This is a genomic window from Acidimicrobiia bacterium, assembly GCA_030584185.1.
Lineage (GTDB): Bacteria > Actinomycetota > Acidimicrobiia > Spongiisociales > UBA11373.
In genome coordinates this window covers 1,177,057-1,196,089 of record CP129495.1, presented here as the reverse complement: position 1 = coordinate 1,196,089, position 19,033 = coordinate 1,177,057, and the positions used below count along the sequence as shown (strand labels likewise).

The following is a 19,033-nucleotide window of genomic DNA, read 5'->3' as shown; positions in this document are numbered from 1 at the left end:
GAAGGTGTCGCCGGCTTCGGCGGCCTTCGCGCCGGGCACGGGCGTGTCACCCCGGGAGGCCCCTTGAGTCGCAACAGCGAAGCAGTGAGTTCTGAGACGATGGGGGTTTCCGCAGGCCGCCGCCCGCGCCTCTCGGTGATCGTGCGCACCACCGGGAGTCGTCCCCTGGGACTCTCCGAGGCCTTGCACAGCCTCTCCTCGCAGAGCGAGCCGATCCACGAGGTCCTGCTCGCCGTCCACAGCGCAGACCCGGCGGCCCTCGACGCGGCGCGAGCGGTGGCTTCGGTCGGCGTCCAGGCCCTGGCTGCGAAGGTCTCCCTGCTCCAGGTCACCGCAGAGGGGCGCGCCGCACCGCTCAACGCCGGCCTCGAGGTCGCCACCGGCGACCTGGTCGCCTTCCTCGACGACGACGACGTGGTCGATCCCGACTGGGCCTCCAACTTCGTGGCCGGCGCCGAGTCAGCCCCGGGAAGGGTCATCCGCGCCTGGTGCCGGGCGGTCGACGTCCGCAGCCCTCGGGCCGACGAGCCCGGAGTGTTCCTGGTCCCGGTCGCGGACGAGGAGGCGCGTTACTGCGACCCGTTCGACCTGCTTTCCCACCTCGGAGCCAACGCCACACCCATCTGCGCCTGGGCCGTACCCCGCGTCGCGGCCGCCGCCGCCGGTCTTCGCTTCGATGAGCAGCTGGAGGTGCTCGAGGATTGGGACTTCCTGATGCGAGCCGTCCTCGTCCTCGGGATCCACGACACCGCACGGACCACCTCGCTGTACCGGTTCTGGGTCGACGGGAGCGCATCGCTGGGTCTCGGGCCTGAGGTGTGGGCTGCGGCCAGGGAGCGGGTGCTCTCTCGGCTCGATGAGATGCCCCTGCCCCCGGGCATGGCACGCCGGGTGTCCGATCTGGTGCTGGAGGCGCGCGCCAGCCGCGCCGAGGTGGGTGCACTCCGGGTCAGGGCGGCTCGTGCCGACGAGATGGAGCGGTCCACGATCTGGCGCCTCACCCGACCCTTGAGATGGGTCCTCGATCGCCTCAAGCGGCGCGGACGGCGGAGCGACGGGGAACCCAAGGGATCAGGGTTCGAGTAGCCCTGCCCTGCGCAGTGCGGAGATGACTTCGGGCAGTCGCTCCCGCCAGGGTGGAACTGGTGTCAGGCCGAGCGGTTCGACCCTCTCGGACCCCAGCACTCCGTATCGGGGGCGCCTGGCCGGTTCCACGCGCCGGTGCGCCGGAACCGGGGTGACGACGCCTTCCCGCAGGCCTGCCAGGGCCGCCGCCTCCCGGGCCAGGTCGAACCAGGTGGTGGGCCCCGTATTGGTGAGGTGGAGGATCCCGGTCGCTCCGGCGTTCATAGCGGCAAGGCTGGCCTCCGCCAGGTCGTCGGCCAGCGTCGGACAGCCCCACCGATCGGAGACGACCTCCGCCCCCGGCCCTGCCGCCAGCCGCAGGACCCGCGTCAAGAAGCTCTCATGCGTGCGCGACAGGACCCACGAGGTGCGGACCACGAGAGCGCCGGCGTTTGCCTCCCTGGCGGCCCTTTCGCCCTCCTCCTTGGAGCGTCCGTAGGCGTTGATGGGGGCCGTCGGCGAGGACTCCAGGTAGGGCTCGTCGGCCTCGCCGTCGAAGACGTAGTCGGAGGAGAAGGTGACGAACGCGATGCCGGCCTCGGCGGCGAAGCGGGCCATCACCCCCACCGCGGTGCCGTTGATGGTCATCGCCAACTGTGGTTCGCTCTCGGCCTGGTCGACGGCGTTGTAGGCGGCGCAGTTGATCAGCACCGTGGGGTGCAGAGCGGCGAGCCTCTCGGGCAGGTCGTCCGGGTCCGAGAGGTCGACCAGGTCGCGCTCGGGAAAGGCTGCATCGGGAAGCAGGCTCCGGAAGGCGGTGCCCAGCTGGCCGGAGCCCCCGGTGACGACGATCACGGCCCGGCGATCTCCGACTGGTCGCCGAGCATCACCGTGACGATGCCCTCGGGTGGGTCACCGTGGAGCGAGGCCCCCCGGCCCACGATCGAGGCGCTGATGCGCCAGCCCTCGATGCAGGAATCCTCCATGACGATCGAACCCTCGACCCCACCTCCGATGATCCGGCACCGGGCCCCGATCGAGGTCTCGGGGCCGATCGTGCTTCGCACGATCTCGGCACCGTCGCCGATCACCACCGGGCCCCGAAGGGTGGAGTCGATGACGCGAGCACCCGCGCCGACGTGGACCCCGCCTTCAATCCGGCTGCCGGTGACCTCACCCTGCACATCGTGTGCGACCTCGGCGATCACGAGCCTCTGGGCGGCAAGGAGGTCCTCCCGGGTGCCGGTGTCCTTCCACCAGTCGGTCACGATCGACGCCCTCACGCTGCGTCCGGTGTCGATCAGATACTGGATGGCATCGGTGATCTCGTACTCCCCGCGTGGGGATGGCTCGATGGATTCGACGGCCTCGGCGATGGTGGCGTCGAACAGGTACACGCCAACCAGGGCGAGGTCCGAAGGGGGGTCGATCGGCTTCTCCACCAGATGCCTGATGGCGCCGTCGTCCGCCAGCTCGGCCACCCCGAATGCCGACGGGTTGGCCACGCGCGAGAGCATCACCTGGCAGTTGGGGCGCTCCCTCTCGAACTCGGTGACCACCTCGGTGATGCCCCGCTTCACCAGATTGTCGCCCAGGTACATGAGGCAATCGTCGCCGTCGACGAAGGGCAGGGCGGTGCGCAAGGCGTGGGCGAGGCCGAGCGGCTCGCCCTGGACGATGAAGGCCAGCTCGAGCCCGAGGCGTCGCGCCGGCTCGCTCACAGCCTTCCTGATGGCGCCGCCCGTCTCGGGCGAGACGACCACGCCGACGTCGAGCACCCCGGCGTCGGCGAGGTGCTCGAGCCCGTACTCGATGATCGGCTTGTTGGCGATCGGGATCAGCTGCTTGGCCATCGAGAACGTGATCGGCCGCAGGCGCGACCCGGTGCCCCCGGCAAGGACCAGGCCCTTCATCGGGATGCCCCCCGCAGCGGCTCCCACCAGTCCCGCCGGCGTCGATACCAGTCGATGGTGGATTCGAGGTGCTCCGTGAAGTCGTGCTCTGGCCGCCAGCCGAGGGCGCGGACCTTCGACGAGTCGACTGCGTAGCGGCGGTCGTGTCCCGGGCGGTCGGGAACGTGCTCGATCATCGACTCGTCCTCGCCCAGTGCGGCGAGGATGCGGCGGGTGAGCTCCAGGTTGGTGAGGTGGTTGTCGGCTCCGATGTTGTAGATCTCACCGGGCGTCCCCTCTCGGGCGACCAGGGCCAGCGCCCGGCAGTGGTCACCCACGTGCAGCCAGTCCCTCTCGTGGCCCCCGTCGCCGTAGAGCGGGACCTTGTCGCCCTCGAGGAGGTTGGTCACGAACCGCGGGATCACCTTCTCCGGGTGTTGGTAGGGGCCGAAGTTGTTGGTGCAGCGGGTGACGATCGCCGGATAGCCGAAGGTCCTGGCGTACGAGGCGACGAGCAGGTCGGCGCCGGCCTTGGAGGCGGAGTACGGGGAGGAGGGGTCGAGCCTGTGCCCCTCCGAAGCGAAGCCGACGGCGAGCGATCCGTACACCTCATCGGTGGAGACGTGGACGAAGCGGGGCACCCCGTGTCGGCGGGCCGAGTCGACGACCACCCCCGTTCCGACCACATTGGTGTCGAGGAAGCCGACCGGTCCAGTGATCGACCTGTCGACATGGGTCTCGGCGGCGCAGTGCACCACCAGGTCGGCATCCTTCATCAGCCGGTCGACGACCTCGACGTCGCGCACGTCCCCGCGGACGAAGGTGTGTCGCTCGATCTGGTCCAACTCGGCGACGGTGGCCTCCACCCCGGCATACGTGAGCAGGTCGAGGTTGGTGACCACGGCGTCGGCATCCCGGTCGAGGACGTGGCGAACCAGGTTGGACCCGATGAATCCTGCGCCTCCAGTGATCAGCCAGCGGGTGCTCATGTTCGGTGCTCGAACGGTGAGGTCCAACTGTCGAGCCCCGGAAGCGCCGCATCGCGAGGTGAGATCACCGGGTCATCGACCCCCCAGCGGATGCCGAGCTCGGGATCGTCCCAGCGGATGCCGCCCTCGTGGCGCGGTGAGTGGTAGACGGTGAGCTTGTAGAGCACCTCGGTGTCCGGTTCGAGGGTGAGGAAGCCGTGGGCGAAACCGGCGGGGACGAACAGAGACTCCCGTCCCACCGCATCCAGTTCCAACGCCACATGGCTCCCGAAGGTCGGCGACCGCCTCCTGACGTCAACGGCGACATCCAGGGCCCTCCCCCGGACGACCCGCACCAGCTTGGCCTGGGCCATGGGGGGCGTCTGGAAGTGCAGCCCCCGCAGCGTGTGGACGGTGCTCGAGAGGGAGTGGTTCTCCTGCACGAAGGTGACGCCGGGGAACCACTCGGCGCGAAAGGTCTCTGCCAGGAAGCCGCGCTCGTCGCGATGGGGATCGGGGACGAGGCGGAGCACTTCGGGTATCGCAGTGGCGATCAGCTGCATCGGGTGTCCTCGGGTCGCTGCGAGGCTAACGGCGAGCATCGCAGACGGTCACACCCCACGGCCGTCATCCTTCTTCGGTGGTGGCGATCAGGGCCAGCAGAGCGTCGGCGGAGCGGTTCCAGGTGAACTCGGTGAGCGTCCGCCGCCGGCCGGCCTCGCCGAAGCGGGCGGCCTCGGTGGGATCCGTCAACAGTCGGACGATCGCCTTCGCCATGCCGGCCGGGTCGCGGCCTGCCACCAGCCCGTCCACTTCATGGCGGACCAGGCTGCGCGCCACCGGTGTGTCCGCCACCACCACTGGCCGGCCGAGAGCCCATGCCTCCAAGGTGGTGATGCCGAACGACTCGATGACCGATGCGGTGGCCACCACCCGCGCCGAGGCGATGAGGGTGTCGCGCTCCGCAGGGGTGATCGTGTCCACCGTCGTCACGTGGTCCGGCGTCCCGTCGGCCGTGGGGTCGCCGGTCCCCGGCGGACCCGCCACCACCAGCCGGGCCCCGGGCACATGTACGCGGACCAACTCCATGGCCTCGAGCAGCACTTCGACCCGCTTGGACGCCGAACGGCGGCCCAGGAACAGCACCACCGGATCTGGCGTCGCTTCCGGTGGGATCGGTTGCGCCGCCACCGCCGGGGTCACGATCCCGACCCTCGCCGGATCGGCCCCGTATGCGGCGACCAGGCGGTCCCGCTCGTGGGTAGTGAGTGCCATCACCGCGTCGGCCGCGGTCACAGCCGCAGTCACCCGCTCCACCTGCCAGTGCGGATCTTCCTCGTGGAGGTGGGGTGCGAACACCAGCCGCCAGTCGGCGCCGGGGCGCAGCGTCAGCACCTCCTCCACGTTTGGAAAGAGGTGGGGGAGGGTCACCACCACTTCGGGCCGGATCCGCTCCAGCGCCCGGCGCAGGCCGCGGCGGTACCGGTTGCGCACCGCACGGTGGTACCGGTCGGCGGGGTGTCCCCCGAACGGGAGTAGCCGGCGGACGCCGACCGGAATCCAGGAGACCCGCACCGGGCCGTCTCCCGTGTCCCCGGGTGGCAGCAGCGGCGACCCCGGGGTGTAGAAGTGCTCGGGGTCGGCGGCGGCGGGTGCGATCACGTGGACCTCGTGCCCCCGACCCGCCAGGGCGAGGGCCAGACCCCGCGTCAGGTTCTGGGCGCCGCCCACCGATGGGGGGTAGCCGTGGGGGACGAATGCGATCTTCACGACAGGAACTGCGCCCACCGCTCCCGGGCCTCTGCGTCTGCGGCGGCTATCCACGCCCGGGCCCGGGTGACGACATCCTCACCCTCGTCGAGCAAGCGCCGTGCCGCCCCCGCCACCAGGGTCGGGTCGTCCGGGCTGTCCATCGTGACCGTTTCCCACAGGCCCCGGTCGGAGCGGAAGAGGTCGGAGGTGCGGGAGAGAAGGGCGGGGACCCCCGACAGGAACGACTCCAGCGGTCCCATCGGATGGCACTCGGAAAGGGTGGCGTAGAGGTTGAGATCCATCGCCGCCTGAACCGACAGGAAGGATTCCCGGTCCATCTCGCCGTGCTCGCGGACCGTCATCGCCGCCATGTATCGCGCCGGGGGGCGGATCATCACATGCGCCGTTCCCCCGAGCAGGGTGACCGCCCCCAGTTGGGTGCCCACGTTCTTGCGCCAGTAGTTGTCGCCGAACACACCGAAGTGGGGGCCGTCCGGTCCCGGGTCGAAGGGATGGATCACCGGCATCTGCGGCGCCCGGTTCGGCGTGTGCATCGCCGGCAGCCCCAGGGCGGAGAACACCTCGGCCAGGCCCGCCTTGACGAACCCGATCCGATCGACCACCCCCTCCCTGGCGAGCTCCACCACCTCGTCCATCATCGCCGCCTCGCCCGCCTCGGCGACGTGCTGCGCCATCGACGAGTGCACCGTCACCCGTGTCGCCATGCCCCCATCGCGGGCGGTGCGCAGCAGCCGGCCGGCGCCGGGAGGGAAGCCGTGGACCACCAGAGTCCCCACCCCCGAGGCCGCCGCCCCGGCCACGATCTCCTCGGCGTGGGCGCCGGCGTCGGCGGTCTCCGCCACCGGGTCTCCGAAGGCGTGTGCCGCCGTCCGCACACCCCGCCACTGCGGGTGGCACACCCCGAGCACCTCGCCGCGGAGGTCGGTCCAGGCGCCGAACCCGAGGTGTGGCGCCGGCAGTGGCTCGGGCCGGGGCGGGCGCAGCAATCGGCGCAGCGAGTCACGCACCGAAGCGCTCCCGGATCGCCGCCGCCGTCTTCTCCGATGCGGTCCCGTCCCCATAGGGGCTGGGGAGCCCGGCGAGACGGTCGTGCACCGCTGCCAGGTCGCCCAGCCAGGCCCGGGCCTGCTCGCCGATGCCCGGCCCGGCCCCGACCAGCTCGGCGAAGGTACCGATCACCTCGGGCCGCTCCGTGGAGCGGCGGACCACGATCACCGGGCGCTTCAGGACCGAGACCTCCTCCTGCACCCCGCCCGAGTCTGAGATGAGGAGGGCGGACTCGGCGGCCAGCCCGAGGAACTCCCGGTACCCGAGCGGATCGACTGCCACCAGGCGCCCCAGCAGGGACGCCAGCCTCGGGTCGCCTCCCGCCCGCGCCGCCGTGCGGGGGTGCAGCGGCAGGATCACCGGTAGGGGCAGTGCTGCCAGCTCGGAGAGGATCGTCCCCAGCACCTCGGGGTCGTCGACGTTCTCCGGCCGGTGGAATGTGCTGAGGACGAACCCCGACGCCGTGACCCCGTGGTGGGTGAGCAGGGCGGCTCGCTCCTCGGCGGGCGGGAGGAGGTCGATCACCGCCTCGACGACCGTGTTCCCGGTGAGCACGATCCGCTCCTCGGGGATGGCCTCGGCGCGCAGGTTGGTCAGGTTGACCGTGGTCGGGGCGCAGCACAGCTCCGCCAGGTGGTCGGCCACCACCCGGTTGTGCTCCTCGGGCATGCGACGGTCAAACGAGCGCAACCCGGCCTCGACGTGGACCGGGGGGACCTCGCAGGCGTTGGCGGCCAGGGCGCCGGCCGCAGCCGAGTTGGTGTCGCCCTGCACCACCACCGCCGCCACCGGGTTGGCCCGCAGCCACTCGCCGAGGGCGCTGGTGGCGCGGCCGATCTGGGCGGCACGGGTGTCGCCCCCGACGCCGAGGTGGGCGACCGGGTCGGGCAGGCGGAACGCCTCGAAGAAGACACGCGACAGGTTGGTGTCGAAGTGCTGCCCGGTGTGCACCACGGCCGCCGAGTCGCCCAGCAGCCGGACGAGGTTCCCGAGCTTGATGATCTCGGGCCGGGTGCCGAGCACGACGGCCACCTGGGGGTGTGCTGTGGATGGGGAGCCCATGATGCGTTCGCTCCGGAGAAGGCCGGCCCATGTTACGGGCGACCCGGGCCACCGCACCGGACCGGGTGACCGGGACCCGTCGGCGGGTGCGTGTATCGTCCCCGCCGGTGACCTCCATCTCGTCCGAAGGCGGGACCTCGAACCCGCTGGAACGCTCCCGGTCCCGTCAGGATCGCACCGGAACCACGGTGATGATCGCCGGGACGGTGTTCAGCGCCCTCGCCGCCTACCTGGTGCAGGCGATCGGCGGGCGGGCGGTGGGCGCCGACGCCTTCGCCCCGGTCTCGGTGATGTGGACCGTCCTCTTCCTCGGCTTCACCATCTTCCTGATACCGGTGGAGCAGCTCGTGATCCGGCGGCTCACCCTGGGGGGCGGCCGCAGCGACGCCCTCGCCTCGTCCTGGCCGGTGATCGTCACCGTGCTCACCTCGGCCACGGTGCTCGCAATCGCCTTCTCCTTTGCCGCCAATGGGTCGTTGCTCGGGGGCGACACCGGGTACGTTCCGGTGGCTGCGCTGATGTTCCCGGGTCACGGCCTGCTCATCGTCGCCCGGGGGTTTCTCGCCGGTCGTCGCCGATTCGTGGCATACGGGATCGCGGTCGGCCTCGATGCCCTGGGCAAGCTGGCGGCGACCGTCGTGGTCGTGCTCGCCGGATGGGGCCCGGTGGCCCTCGCCTGGGCGTTGGTGGTGTCGCCCCTGGTGGTGCTGGCGGTGCGTCCCTTCCGCCATGATCCGTCCCATGCTTCGGCGCCCTTGGAGGTGGAGGCCGGATCGGACCGACGCTTCATGGGCGGGTTCCTGGTGGCCACCGCCGCCTCGCAGACCATCCTCGCCGCCGGGCCGCTGGTGGTGGGGGCGCTCGGAGCCACCTCGGCGGCGATCAGCGTCTTCTTCGTGACCACCACCCTGTTCCGGGGTCCGATGAGCGCCTCCTACAACCTGATCGCCCGGGTCCTGCCCTTCATGACCCGCCACGCCGCCCTCGGGGACCACTCCCGGCTGGGGCGCCTCGCCCGGATGCTCGCCCTCGGCGGGATGGCGGGCGCCGCCCTGGTGGGGGCGATCTCGGCGGTGCTGGGGCCCTGGGTGGTGGAGGTCCTCTACGGGGTCGATTTCAGGCCGGCGGCCGTGGTGGCCGGCCTGGCCGGGGCCGCCGTGATCCTGGCCATGGTCGGTCTGGTGACCACACAGATCCTGGTGGGAAGGGGCGATACCGGTGTCATGGCCCTGGTCTGGATGGTGGCCATCGTCGCCGCGGGAGTCACCATCGCAGCCACCAGTGGGGACCCCCAGGTGCGGGTCGCTTCCGGGTTCCTGGCCGGGGAGGGCGTGGCCCTGGTCGGTCTCACCTTGGCCGCAGCCGGCGGGCGGTCCGGCCCGGCCTCCGGCTGACTCTTGTCCTATCCGTCGGGTGCCGTCGCCAGGGCTGCGGCGAACCACCAGGTGGGTTCGAACAGCACGGTCTGGGTCATTGCCGCGGTGAGCGCCACCAGCAGTGCGATGCGGCCGACCGGGTTGCGGGCTGTGCCCAGGACGCCGGTGAAGAGGAAGGCGAACCCGGCGAGGCCGACCAGACCCATCTCACCGAGCAGCTCCAGCAGGATGTTGTGCGGCTCCTGGATGGCCTCCTCCCATCCCGTGCCCAGGCCCACCCCCCGGATCGGGTGCTCCACGAAGTAGTCGAAGTAGATCGGCCACACCACCGACCTGGAATCGTTGTAGTAGTAGTCGCCTCCACCCGAATCGATGTCGCCGGGACCGAGGCTGAACCCCTGGGCGAAGCGGAAGGACAGCCCGGTGGTGAGGTCTCCGCCCACCCCGTCGCGATCCATCATCCACACCGCACCGAGCAGAACCAGCGTGGCCAACCCGGCTGCCCCCGCCAGCCGCAGGGTGTCGGGGATCTGCCTGCGATGCAGCCATAGGATGGCGACGGCGCCCACCGCCGTGCCCAGGAGGCCGGTCCGGCTCAGGGTCATGATCACCCCGAACCACAGACCTCCGATCACGGCGGCGTCGAGCCACCTCCTCCCGGAGCCCGCTCCGCGGCGCACCGCCAGGAACCCGAGCACCCACCACAGGTTGAGCCAGGCGGCGGCGTACCCCGGGTCCTGATGCCAGTTGGTGACCGCCACCATCCCCTCGGCCCGGTAGATGCGGGTGGCCACCCGATCCACCAGCGGCAGGTCGTTGAGGCCGAGGACCGCTCCCTCGCCGAATCCGCCCACCGATGCGATCGAGACGACCAGGCCGGTGGCGGCGATCGCCGCACCCGACCAGAACACGACCCGGAGCACGTCGAACAGCGCACCCGGGGGTTGCATCCGGCGGGCGACGACGAGCATCACGGCGCTGCCCACGACGAGCGCCAGCCAGAGCCGGAGGAACCGCTCCGGTGCCGCACCCGACCACGAGGCGGCGGCGGCCGCCAGGAACACTCCGGCCCCTATGGAGAGCCGCCGGTGCCACGGCCAGCGCCGGCCCCGCAACCCGGCGACTGCGTCCATCGCCACCAGCACCAGGAGGATCACCAGCCAGGGCTTCCACGAGATCCACGCCTCGAGATGGACGGTGTGCAGGGGGAGCAGGGCGACGAAGGCGAGGAAGATGCGGTCGGCGAAGGTGCGCCCGCCGGCCGTCGCGGTTCGCGGCGTGGCTTCGTCGATTGCGGACACGGGGGGAATGTAGCCCGGCGGGTGGGATGGCTTGGGCCCGCCGTCGGGCCGGCCTCCGTTAGCCTCCATCGACATGGGCCCGGCCGACACCCGCTGCGACGTCTCCATCGTGCTGCCGGTGTTCAACGAGGCCGGGCACCTGGCCGAAGAGGTGACCCGCATCCGGCGGGCCATGGACGCCTCCCGCTACTCCTACGAGATCGTGGTGGTCGACGACGGGTCCACCGACGGTTCCGCCGAGGAGCTGCGAGCCATCCCCGGGATCCGCCTGGTTCGGTTCGCCCACAACCGGGGGTCGGGGTCGTCGCGGCGCTACGGGACCATGCTCGCCCGGGGCGACGTCGTGGTGTGGAGCGACGCCGACATGTCCTACCCCAACGATCGCATCCCCGAGCTGGTGGACGCCCTCGAGGGGCACGACCAGGTGGTGGGGGCGCGGCGCTCCGAGGAGGGGACGGTGAAGCTGCTGCGCAGGCCCGCCAAGTGGCTGATCCGTCGCCTCGCCTCCTACCTGACCGGGGTGCGCATACCCGACCTCAACTCCGGGTTCAGGGCCTTCCGCCGCGAGGTGGGGGCCCAGTTCCTCCATCTCCTCCCGAAGGGGTTCTCCTGCGTCACCACCCTCACCATGACCTTCCTCACCAACGGGTACTCGGTGCGCTACGTGCCCATCGAGTACGCCCCGCGACGGGGGAAGTCCAAGTTCCACTGGTGGGCCGACACTCGCCGCTTCCTGCTCCAGGTGGTGCGGATGACCCTCTCCTACGAGCCACTCCGGGTGTTCGGCCCGGCGGCTGTGGTGATCGGCCTCACCGGCGTCGGCAAGCTGATCTACGACCTGATCGACAAGGAGTTTCGGGTGGGGACCAACACCATCGTGTTGCTCGGACTCGCCGGGGTGCTCATGGTGACCGGGCTGATCGCCGACCTCCTGGTGCAGCTCAACCGCAGGTCCACCTCGGTGATCCCGGCGGTGGCCTCCGACGAGTCGACCTGAGGCGCCGGTGCGGGTGCTGATGCTCGCCAATGCCCGGTCACCCCACACGCGGCGCTGGGCGGAGGCGCTGGCGGGTCGCGGGTGGGAGGTGCACGTGGCGTCGATCCGGCCCGCCGTCATCCCGGCGGTGACGGTGCATCGGGTCGGGGTGGGGTCCGGCCTCATCGGGCCGCTCCTCTCCTACCCATGGATGCTTCTCACGGTGCGTCGGCTGGCGCGACGGATCCGGCCCGACCTGATCCATGCTCACTACTCGGTCACCCACGGGGCCATCGCCGTCCTCGCCCGGTTGCGCCCACTCGTGGTGACGGTCTGGGGCTCCGACCTGGTGGGTGGCGACCGCCCCGTGCCGGGCCCGAAGCGCTGGCTAAATCGGTTCGTGCTCCGCCGCGTCCGGGCCGTCACCGTGGCGTCCGAGTTTCTCGCCGGGGCAGTCGGGGAGGTGGCCGGGCCCGGGGCGTCGGTGGCTGTGGTCCCGTTCGGGGTCGACACCACGGTGTTCCGTCCGGGTTCCGACCCAGGCGAGGGTTTCCGGGTCGGATTCGTGAAACACCTGCGGCGTCGGTACGACCCGTCGACGCTGGTGGAGGGGTTCGCCCGCCTGGCGGCGGCGGAGCCGGGGGCGTCGCTGGTCATGGCCGGGTCGGGGCCGATGCTCGGTCGTCTGCGGCGACGCGCCCGCAGGCTGGGGGTCGCCGACCGGATCGAGTGGCTAGGAGAGGTGCCCCACGAGGAGGTGCCCGCCCTGATGCGCACCTTCCACGTGCTGGCCAACCCGTCGCGCTCCGAATCCTTCGGGGTCGTGCTGGCCGAGGCCGGCGCCACCGGGATCCCGGCGGCGGCCTCTGCGGTGGGCGGAGTGACCGATGTGGTGGTCGACGGTGAGACCGGGCTGCTGGTCCCGCCCGGTGACCCCCATGCTCTCGCCGCGGCGCTGGCACGGCTCGCCGCCGATCCGGAACTGCGCCGCAGCATGGGTGAAGCGGCCCGCCGCCGGGTGCGGGAGCGGTTCGAGTGGTCCGACTGCGTCGACCGCATGGTGGCGGTGTTGGAGGAGGCGGGGCGATGAGGGCACGGCGGCTGGTATCGATGATCGTCGGACTGGTCGCCATGGCGGCGGCGGTGGTGCTGGTCGTCTCCGACGAGGGTGCGCGTGGGGCGCTGGGCGGCCTCTCGGTCACCACCCTGGCCCTGGTCCTCGGCCTGCAGGCGGTCAACGTCGTCGCCGACTCGATCAGGTACCGGATGGTGCTCCCCGCACGCTTCCGGGAGTCGGTGGGCCGCTGGCGGTGGCACCGGATCTTCGCCGTGGGGCGCCTGCTCAACTCGGTGATCCCCCAGGCGGGGATGGCGTATCGCGCCGCCCACCTGAGGGTGTCGGCGGGGCTTCCGCTCTCCGCCTTCTTCGGGAGCGTCGCCGCCGTGTCCTGGCTGGGCAACGGGGTGGTGTTGATCGTGGCGGGATTGGTGGTCCTGGCGGCAGGCTCGGCCGTGGCCGGGGCGATGGTGGGGACCATGGGGCTGGCGATCCTGGCCCTCATGGTTCTGCTGCCGCAAGTGCGGCGGTCACGCCATGGCGCGACCACTTCGCCGCTCTCCCGAGCGCTCGCCGGGTTCGCCGAGAGCTTCGTCGAGCTGGGACGCACTCCGGGGCGCCTGCGGTCGGTGCTGGCGGTGTCGTTGGTGACCCAGGCGGCCGGCGCCACCGCCTTCGTAGCCGTCTGTTCGGGGCTTGCCGTCCCCGATCCCGTGGTGACCGGGATCGTGCTCTACGCCGCCACGACCGTGATCACCGTGATCTCCCTCACCCCGGGCGGGATCGGAGTCACCGAGCTCGCCGCCGGAATGGCGGGGGGCCTCCTCGACGCCGGAGCCGCCGTGGGGGTGCTGGTGGCGCTGGTGATCCGGGTCACCGGGCTGACCTCGGTGGGGGTGCTGGCCGGCGTCTCGTCGTGGCTCGAGGACGCCCCTACCGCTCCCACCGGCGACCCTCGATGAACTCGACCATCCACGGCGTCGGATCGATCTTGTCGGCCAGGAGGCGGGCCCTTCGGGCGGCGAGGTCGTCCCCGCCCATGGCGAGCAGTCCGTCCAGGGCGGCGAGGGTCTCCGCCTCGTCGCCGGGATGGGTGTGGCGCACCAGGCCGTAGCGGTCCTGCTGCTCCTGCACGTACCCGCGCCCGGTGTCGGCCACGTACAGGGCGGGGATTCCGAGCACCGCAGCCTCCGAGGCCATCGTGGCCGACTCCCCGACGACGATCCGGGAGAGGGCGATCAGGTGGTGGACGTCCTCGACCGGGGCCGTGTAGGCGTGGGCGGCGAGGTCTTCGGGCAGCGGCGCCTCGGACGAGATCAGCACCCGGCCCTCCTCCTGAAGGCGGTGTATCAGCCTGCGCTTGGCGTCTCCGCCCAGCCCCGCTTCGCCGATGTCGTGGCTGGCCTGCCAGCCGACGAACCTGACCAGGGAGTACGGCTCGCCCGGCTCGAGGCCTGCCCTTCCGAGTGCGGCGGGATCGGGTGTGAAGCGGTCGGGGTGGAGGTAGGCGAGCTCGTGGTAGGAGGGGTAGGTGATGTGGTTGCCCCGCACCCGGCCCCGGTAGCAGTCCGGTGTGCACACGGCGGCGGCCATCGGGTACACCCAGCGGTTGGTCCGCCCGGCGTTCTCGGTGTCGTAGAACACCACGGCCGGGATGCGGAGGCGGCGGCCGGCGAGGGCGATGCTGGGGCCCATGATCCCCACCATGACGTCGGGTCGGGTCTCACGGGCCAGGCGGGTCAGGCGTCGGGTGCGGGAGAGCAGTTCTCGAGCCAGGCCCAGGCGGCCTCGCCGCTGCGTGGAGAGCACCTCGGCGGGGATCTCGAGAGATCCCAGCAGCGGGAGGGTGAGGTCCTTGTCGCGTGCGGTCACCACCACCTCGTGTCCCCGCTCCAGCATCGAGGTGCGGAAGTGGCGGAAGAAGTGGACGTGGGCGGGATGGAGGACGTCGATGAGGATCCGCATCCGGGCTCCCGGGCCTGGGTGCCCGACGGTAGCGGTTCGAAGGGAGGGGCAGGCCTCGTGTGGGCTCTGGTCGCGCCGTGCCCCCTCCGGCCCGTCGGGCCACCTCCCCCTGCGGGGGAGGGAACGCGTTCCTCAGCCTGTCGGGCGGGTGTTTCCTCCCCCTGCGGGGGGGAGTCTGGCGAAGCCGGGAGGGGGGCGGCAAGAGCAACGGCCGCGATGAACCGGTCCTGCGGTAGGCCTGGTCGCGCCGTGCCCCCTCCGGCCCTTCGGGCCACCTCCCCCTGCGGGGGAGGGAACGCGGCTCGGGGCGAACTGCCCCGTCAGTACCCCGCTGCCTGGCGAAGCAGCATGCTCACGTAGTCACCGATGACCGACGTTCCGCCGAGCACGACCACCTTGTCCGGGCTCAGACTCCGGAGGGCCAGGCTCGTCGGCCCGGGAACCGCGTCGGGCTGGGTGAGGAGCAGCGGCACACCGAGCGCCCCGGCGGCGGCGGCGCCGGCCAGGGCGTCGGGGAAGGAGAGTCCTGTGGCGACGAACACCGTGCTCGGAGCGGAGACGAAGTCGGCGAGCTTGGCCGCGGTGTCGTAACGGTTGGTGCCGGCAACGCGGCGCGTCGACGCCAGGGTCGCCAGTTCGGCCTCCACCGCCGTTCCGATGGCGTTGGTGCCTCCGACGACCACGATCTCCTCAGGCTGTAGCGAGATCAAGGCGTTGCGGGTGGCTGCAGGGAGGGAGTCCTTCTCGCTGAGCAGCACCGGTCCCCCCTGGGCGCCTGCCGCGGCGGCGGCGGCGAGGGCGTCGGGGAAGTCCCTGCCCGTGGCGACGTAGGCGATCGGCACGCCGGCATCGAAGGCGTCGTCTGCGATGAGTGCCGCCGTCGAGAAGCGATTCGAGCCGCCCAATCGCACCGTGGGGGCAACACCCATCAGTGCTCCGACCACATCATCGGAGACGGCGGCTTCCCCGCCCACGACCACTATTCGTTTCGGATCGAGCCTCTTCAGCTCGTCGAGGGTGGCACCGGATATCGTCGTGCCCGGCACCAGGAGAACCGGCCCGCCCTGGGCTCCGGCGGCGGCCGCGGCGGCCAGGGCATCGGGGAAGGCGAGGCCGGTTGCCACATACGCGACCGGTACTCCCGGAGCGAAGGTCTCGCGGCTGACGGCGATCGCCGTCGTGTAGCGGCTGCTCCCGGCGAACCTCTCGGCGAGCATCCCTTCTCCCACCGGGCTGAACGGCAGCGTTCCGCCCTGGAACCAGTCGGTGAGCGGCCAGGTGTGGGTGGTGAACGAGCCGCTCAAGGCGTCCTTCCATCCGGGCGCAAGGCCGGGACCGGTGGGTGATGCCCACACCCGGAAGTCCTGGACGTCGAGGAAGTTGAACCACACGACCCCGACCACGTTGGGATCGTTGGCCGCCCACACGAAGAGATCCCGAATCCACTGGTCGCGGTCGGCGGTGGGACCGGCGGCGGTCTGCAGCACCAGGTACGGCTTGTTCGGATCGATGGCGCGCAGCTCGTCCGCCACTCCGCCCACGGAGTTGTACACGGACTCGCCACTCCAGCGGTACGCCGAGTACCCGATCACGTCGACCAGTGATGGACCGGGGTAGTAGTCGGCGAGGAACTTGCCGTTGCATGCACCGACGTCGGAGGTCCATCCGTTGGGCGCCCACACCCAACGGACCTGGGTGGGGTCGATGCCGACCCCGAGGATCAGCGACCGGATTCGGGCGAACGCCGTCTTGAAGTTCTCGGGATCGCATCCCCACGGGGTCCAGTCGCCGTTCTGCTCCTGCAGCGGGGCGATGAAGACGTTCCTCGGAGGCCCGCCGGGCGTCTCCAGCCACGCCTTGAGACGGTTGGCCCACTTCACGATGTCGGCGTCGTGGTCACCGCGGGCGATGCTGTAGGCGGAGTGGTCGATCCCCAGGCTGGCCACCGGTGTTCCCTGCGCCTGCCAGGCCTGTTCGAGCACCCAGGCGGTGTTCTGCGACCACCAGGTTCCCTCCGACTCGTAGATGTGGTGGAAGGTGCCCACGAAGGTGGGCCGTCGTCCGGCCCAGGCCGCCATGGCGTCGATGTCGTCGGTCGATTCCCACTGCGACGAGTAGAAGCCGGCGTGGACCGTGCCGGTCCCGACGATGGCCCCCGCGGCGCGCGCCTCGGGAGTCCCCGTCAGGGGGAGCGGGGCGGCGGCCATGACGAGTGCCAGGGCAACGAGGAGGCGCTTCACAAGGTTGTCATCGGCTCGGACGGGGTCTCGCCTTGAGCGCCTGCGTCCAGGTCCGTGGGCGCGGGAAGGGGGCGTCGGGCATCGGCCCATCTTGGCGCGCCCCGGGAGCAACGGGTTGTACCCTCCAACGATGGCCCGGATCCTGGCCCTCTTCCCTCAGGCGGTGCTCCTGGCCCTGGTCGGATACACCCTGTTCACCTCCGTGGCCGGTTGGCGCACGCCCGCCCCGGCGCCCCGCGGCGACAGGCGCCGGCGACTCGTCGTCGTGATCCCGGCTCACGACGAGGAGGCCGTTGTCGCCTCCCTGGTCGGCGACCTGCGGTCCGGCGAGACCGCCCCCGACGGCATCTGGGTGGTCGCCGATCGCTGCACCGACGCGACCGCCGCCGCGGCGTCGGCTGCCGGGGCCTCGGTGCTGGAGCGGCGTACCGGTGGCGGAGGCAAAGGGGCGGCGCTGGCGTGGTTCCTCGAGGAGCGCCCGCTTCCATCCGAATCGATCCTGGTGGTGCTCGACGCCGACAATCGAGTGCCGCCGGACCTCCTGGGGCGCATCTCCGACGAGGTGGACCGGGGCGCCGCCGCCGTCCAGGCGTACCTCGACGTGACCCGGCCCGACGGATCGTGGGTGGCGCTCGCCTCGGCCCTCTCCTACTGGGCGAGCAACCGGATGGTGCAGCTGTCCCGCCACAACCTGGGGTGGACCGTGGACCTGGGCGGGACGGGCATGGCGTTCACCACGGAAGCCCTCGAGGCCGCAGGAGGGTTCGCCGACTCGCTGGTCGAGGACCAGGACCTGGGGGTGCGCCTGGCACTCGCAGGCGTCGACGTCGCATGGATGCACGATGTCCGGGTGCGTGACGAGAAGCCCACCACCGCGACGGTGGCGGTCCGACAGCGGGCGCGCTGGGCGGCGGGGAGGAGGCAGGTGGCGCGCCGTCACTTCTTCCCCCTGCTGCGCGCTGGGCTGGCGCGACGTCGCTGGGCACACATCGACCACGCCGTCCGGCTGATCCAGCCCGGGCGGGCGTTCACCGCCTTGCTCACCGCCTTGCTGGCCATCGTCTCGGCCGTCGTCGGCGGCGACGCACTGCTCGGCTGGCCGGTGTGGGCCGTGGCTGCCGCCGCCCAGTTCCTGTTCCCGATCCCGTTCCTGCTGCGGGAACGGGTTCCGTGGCGATGGGTGATCCGGTATCCGCTACTCGCCGGACTGGCCATCCTGTGGGTGCCGGTCCAGGTGGCGAGCCGTCGCGTCACCGGCTGGCGGCGCACCCCCCACCGCGGGGATGCGTGACAGCGCCCGCCTGCCGGCGACCAGGCCACGGAGGAGTCCGGCCCCGTAGGCGACGTGGATGATGGCGATGGCAGCCGCAGTGGTCGGGACCCGTGGGCTCCGCACCGAACCCACACCGATGGTGACCAGCCACGCACCCGCCAGGGCGACCAGCGGCCACCAGACGCCGGTCGTCACTCCGAGCAGGGTGGTGCCGCCGACACCGAGGACCAGGAGCAGAGGGGCCAGAGGCCGCCACGACGGGAACCGACCGTTGAGATACAGCATCTCGGCCTTCCCCCGCCCGTAGCGGAAGAACTGCCGGGCAAGGTCGCGCAGACGCCTTCGCGGCCGGTAGGACGAGCGGATGGAGGGATCGAGCACCACACGCCCGCCCGTTCTCCGGATTCGAAACGCCAGATCGGCGTCCTCGGCGACACCGGACGGCAGCCTGCGGTAGCCCCGCATGCGGCGGGCGGTCTCGGTGCGCATCGTCCCCAGGTACACCGTGTCCACCTCGCCCGAGGCGCCCGAGCGTCGAAAGGCGGTCCTCCCCACCGCCACCGGCGACCGCATGGCGGCGGCGATGGCGGCCTCCCTGGGCGTGGAGCCTTCGGGGAGCATCGGACCGCCCACCAGATCGGCCCCGGACGCCTCCAGGGCGGCGACGCTGCGTGCGACGTAGTCGGCGGCGTAACGGGTGTGGGCGTCGGCCCGGGTGACCACGTCACCGGCCGCCAGCGAGATCAGCAGGTTGAGGCCCGCAGACTGATTGCGATGCGGGTTGGGGACCACCCGCACCGGGGGCGCTCCCGCGGCGAGACGCTCGAGGATCGAGACCGTCCCGTCGGTGGAACCGCCTTCTGCGACCAGTATCTCGACGACTCCGGGGTGGTCCTGGGCGCGTAGCGAGGCGATGCACTCCTCGATGTGGGCTGCCTCGTCGAGAACCGGCACCAGCACCGAGACGGTGGTGGCAGAGGGCATGCCTTCGAGGTTACCGGCGATGGCGCTGGGGTCGGGACCACTAGCGTTCGGCGC

The 19,033-nt window shown here is 71.4% G+C and carries 17 protein-coding genes; 6 read left to right on the top strand and 11 right to left on the bottom strand.

Translation table 11 applies throughout. The features are described 5' to 3' along the window. Positions 1 to 84: 84 nt before the first annotated feature. A complete protein-coding gene (locus tag QY307_06105; protein ID WKZ81674.1) occupies positions 85 to 1,086 on the top strand; it encodes a glycosyltransferase family A protein in 1,002 nt (333 codons plus the stop codon). Here the strand turns inward: QY307_06105 and rfbD are convergent. From rfbD to wecB, 7 genes are all read right to left on the bottom strand, one after another. Continuing rightward, entirely contained in the window at positions 1,072 to 1,920 is an 849-nt protein-coding gene (gene rfbD / locus QY307_06100; protein WKZ81673.1) for a dTDP-4-dehydrorhamnose reductase, read from the bottom strand. The genes QY307_06105 and rfbD overlap by 15 nt on opposite strands. Further along, entirely contained in the window at positions 1,917 to 2,978 is a 1,062-nt protein-coding gene (locus tag QY307_06095; protein ID WKZ81672.1) for a glucose-1-phosphate thymidylyltransferase, read from the bottom strand. Before QY307_06095 ends, rfbD begins: the two co-directional genes overlap by 4 nt. After that, complete coding sequence (rfbB, locus tag QY307_06090) at positions 2,975 to 3,946, bottom strand: dTDP-glucose 4,6-dehydratase (protein ID WKZ81671.1); 972 nt, start codon at positions 3,944 to 3,946, stop codon at positions 2,975 to 2,977. Before rfbB ends, QY307_06095 begins: the two co-directional genes overlap by 4 nt. After that, positions 3,943 to 4,488, bottom strand: coding sequence for a dTDP-4-dehydrorhamnose 3,5-epimerase (gene rfbC, locus QY307_06085; GenBank protein WKZ81670.1), 546 nt, complete (start codon positions 4,486 to 4,488; stop codon positions 3,943 to 3,945). Before rfbC ends, rfbB begins: the two co-directional genes overlap by 4 nt. A 64-nt stretch (positions 4,489 to 4,552) precedes the next feature. After that, positions 4,553 to 5,695, bottom strand: a complete 1,143-nt coding sequence (locus tag QY307_06080) for a glycosyltransferase family 4 protein (protein ID WKZ81669.1) — start codon at positions 5,693 to 5,695, stop codon at positions 4,553 to 4,555. Next, complete coding sequence (locus tag QY307_06075; protein ID WKZ81668.1) at positions 5,692 to 6,705, bottom strand: hypothetical protein; 1,014 nt, start codon at positions 6,703 to 6,705, stop codon at positions 5,692 to 5,694. Before QY307_06075 ends, QY307_06080 begins: the two co-directional genes overlap by 4 nt. Next, positions 6,698 to 7,807 (bottom strand): UDP-N-acetylglucosamine 2-epimerase (non-hydrolyzing), encoded by a 1,110-nt coding sequence (wecB, locus tag QY307_06070; protein ID WKZ81667.1) that lies wholly within the window; start codon positions 7,805 to 7,807, stop codon positions 6,698 to 6,700. Before wecB ends, QY307_06075 begins: the two co-directional genes overlap by 8 nt. Before the next feature lie 107 nt (positions 7,808 to 7,914). On the opposite strand from wecB, the gene QY307_06065 reads away from it, so the two are divergent. Next, on the top strand, positions 7,915 to 9,201 hold the full coding sequence (locus QY307_06065) for a hypothetical protein (GenBank protein ID WKZ81666.1): 1,287 nt from the start codon (positions 7,915 to 7,917) through the stop codon (positions 9,199 to 9,201). An 8-nt stretch (positions 9,202 to 9,209) separates the two neighbouring features. Here QY307_06065 and QY307_06060 read toward each other — a convergent pair whose 3' ends face one another. Continuing rightward, positions 9,210 to 10,484: an O-antigen ligase family protein gene (locus QY307_06060; protein WKZ81665.1), complete on the bottom strand. Its 1,275-nt coding sequence runs from the start codon at positions 10,482 to 10,484 to the stop codon at positions 9,210 to 9,212. 73 nt (positions 10,485 to 10,557) lie between these two features. Between QY307_06060 and QY307_06055 the strand changes: the two genes are divergently transcribed. From QY307_06055 to QY307_06045, 3 genes are read left to right on the top strand one after another with little or no spacing between them, the layout of a single operon-like run. Next, a complete protein-coding gene (locus QY307_06055; GenBank protein ID WKZ81664.1) occupies positions 10,558 to 11,481 on the top strand; it encodes a glycosyltransferase family 2 protein in 924 nt (307 codons plus the stop codon). 19 nt (positions 11,482 to 11,500) lie between these two features. Beyond that, a complete protein-coding gene (locus tag QY307_06050; GenBank protein WKZ81663.1) occupies positions 11,501 to 12,550 on the top strand; it encodes a glycosyltransferase in 1,050 nt (349 codons plus the stop codon). Continuing rightward, positions 12,547 to 13,479 carry a lysylphosphatidylglycerol synthase transmembrane domain-containing protein gene (locus QY307_06045; protein WKZ81662.1) on the top strand — a complete coding sequence of 311 codons (933 nt, stop codon included), beginning with the start codon at positions 12,547 to 12,549 and terminating at the stop codon, positions 13,477 to 13,479. The genes QY307_06050 and QY307_06045 overlap by 4 nt, the downstream gene beginning before the upstream one ends. Here QY307_06045 and QY307_06040 read toward each other — a convergent pair. Together QY307_06040 and QY307_06035 are read right to left on the bottom strand one after the other, a co-directional pair. Further along, the gene (locus QY307_06040; GenBank protein ID WKZ81661.1) at positions 13,451 to 14,482 is read right to left on the bottom strand and encodes a DUF354 domain-containing protein; all 1,032 of its coding nucleotides are present in this window, start codon (positions 14,480 to 14,482) and stop codon (positions 13,451 to 13,453) included. The genes QY307_06045 and QY307_06040 overlap by 29 nt on opposite strands. Positions 14,483 to 14,802: 320 nt before the next feature. Beyond that, positions 14,803 to 16,722, bottom strand: a complete 1,920-nt coding sequence (locus QY307_06035; GenBank protein WKZ81660.1) for a cell wall-binding repeat-containing protein — start codon at positions 16,720 to 16,722, stop codon at positions 14,803 to 14,805. 130 nt (positions 16,723 to 16,852) lie between these two features. Here QY307_06035 and QY307_06030 point away from each other — a divergent pair, with 130 nt between their 5' ends. Further along, entirely contained in the window at positions 16,853 to 18,013 is a 1,161-nt protein-coding gene (locus QY307_06030) for a glycosyltransferase (GenBank protein ID WKZ81659.1), read from the top strand. Here the strand turns inward: QY307_06030 and QY307_06025 are convergent. Continuing rightward, complete coding sequence (locus QY307_06025; GenBank protein ID WKZ81658.1) at positions 17,918 to 18,979, bottom strand: glycosyltransferase family 2 protein; 1,062 nt, start codon at positions 18,977 to 18,979, stop codon at positions 17,918 to 17,920. The two genes, QY307_06030 and QY307_06025, sit on opposite strands and share 96 nt — an antisense overlap. Positions 18,980 to 19,033: the final 54 nt, after the last annotated feature.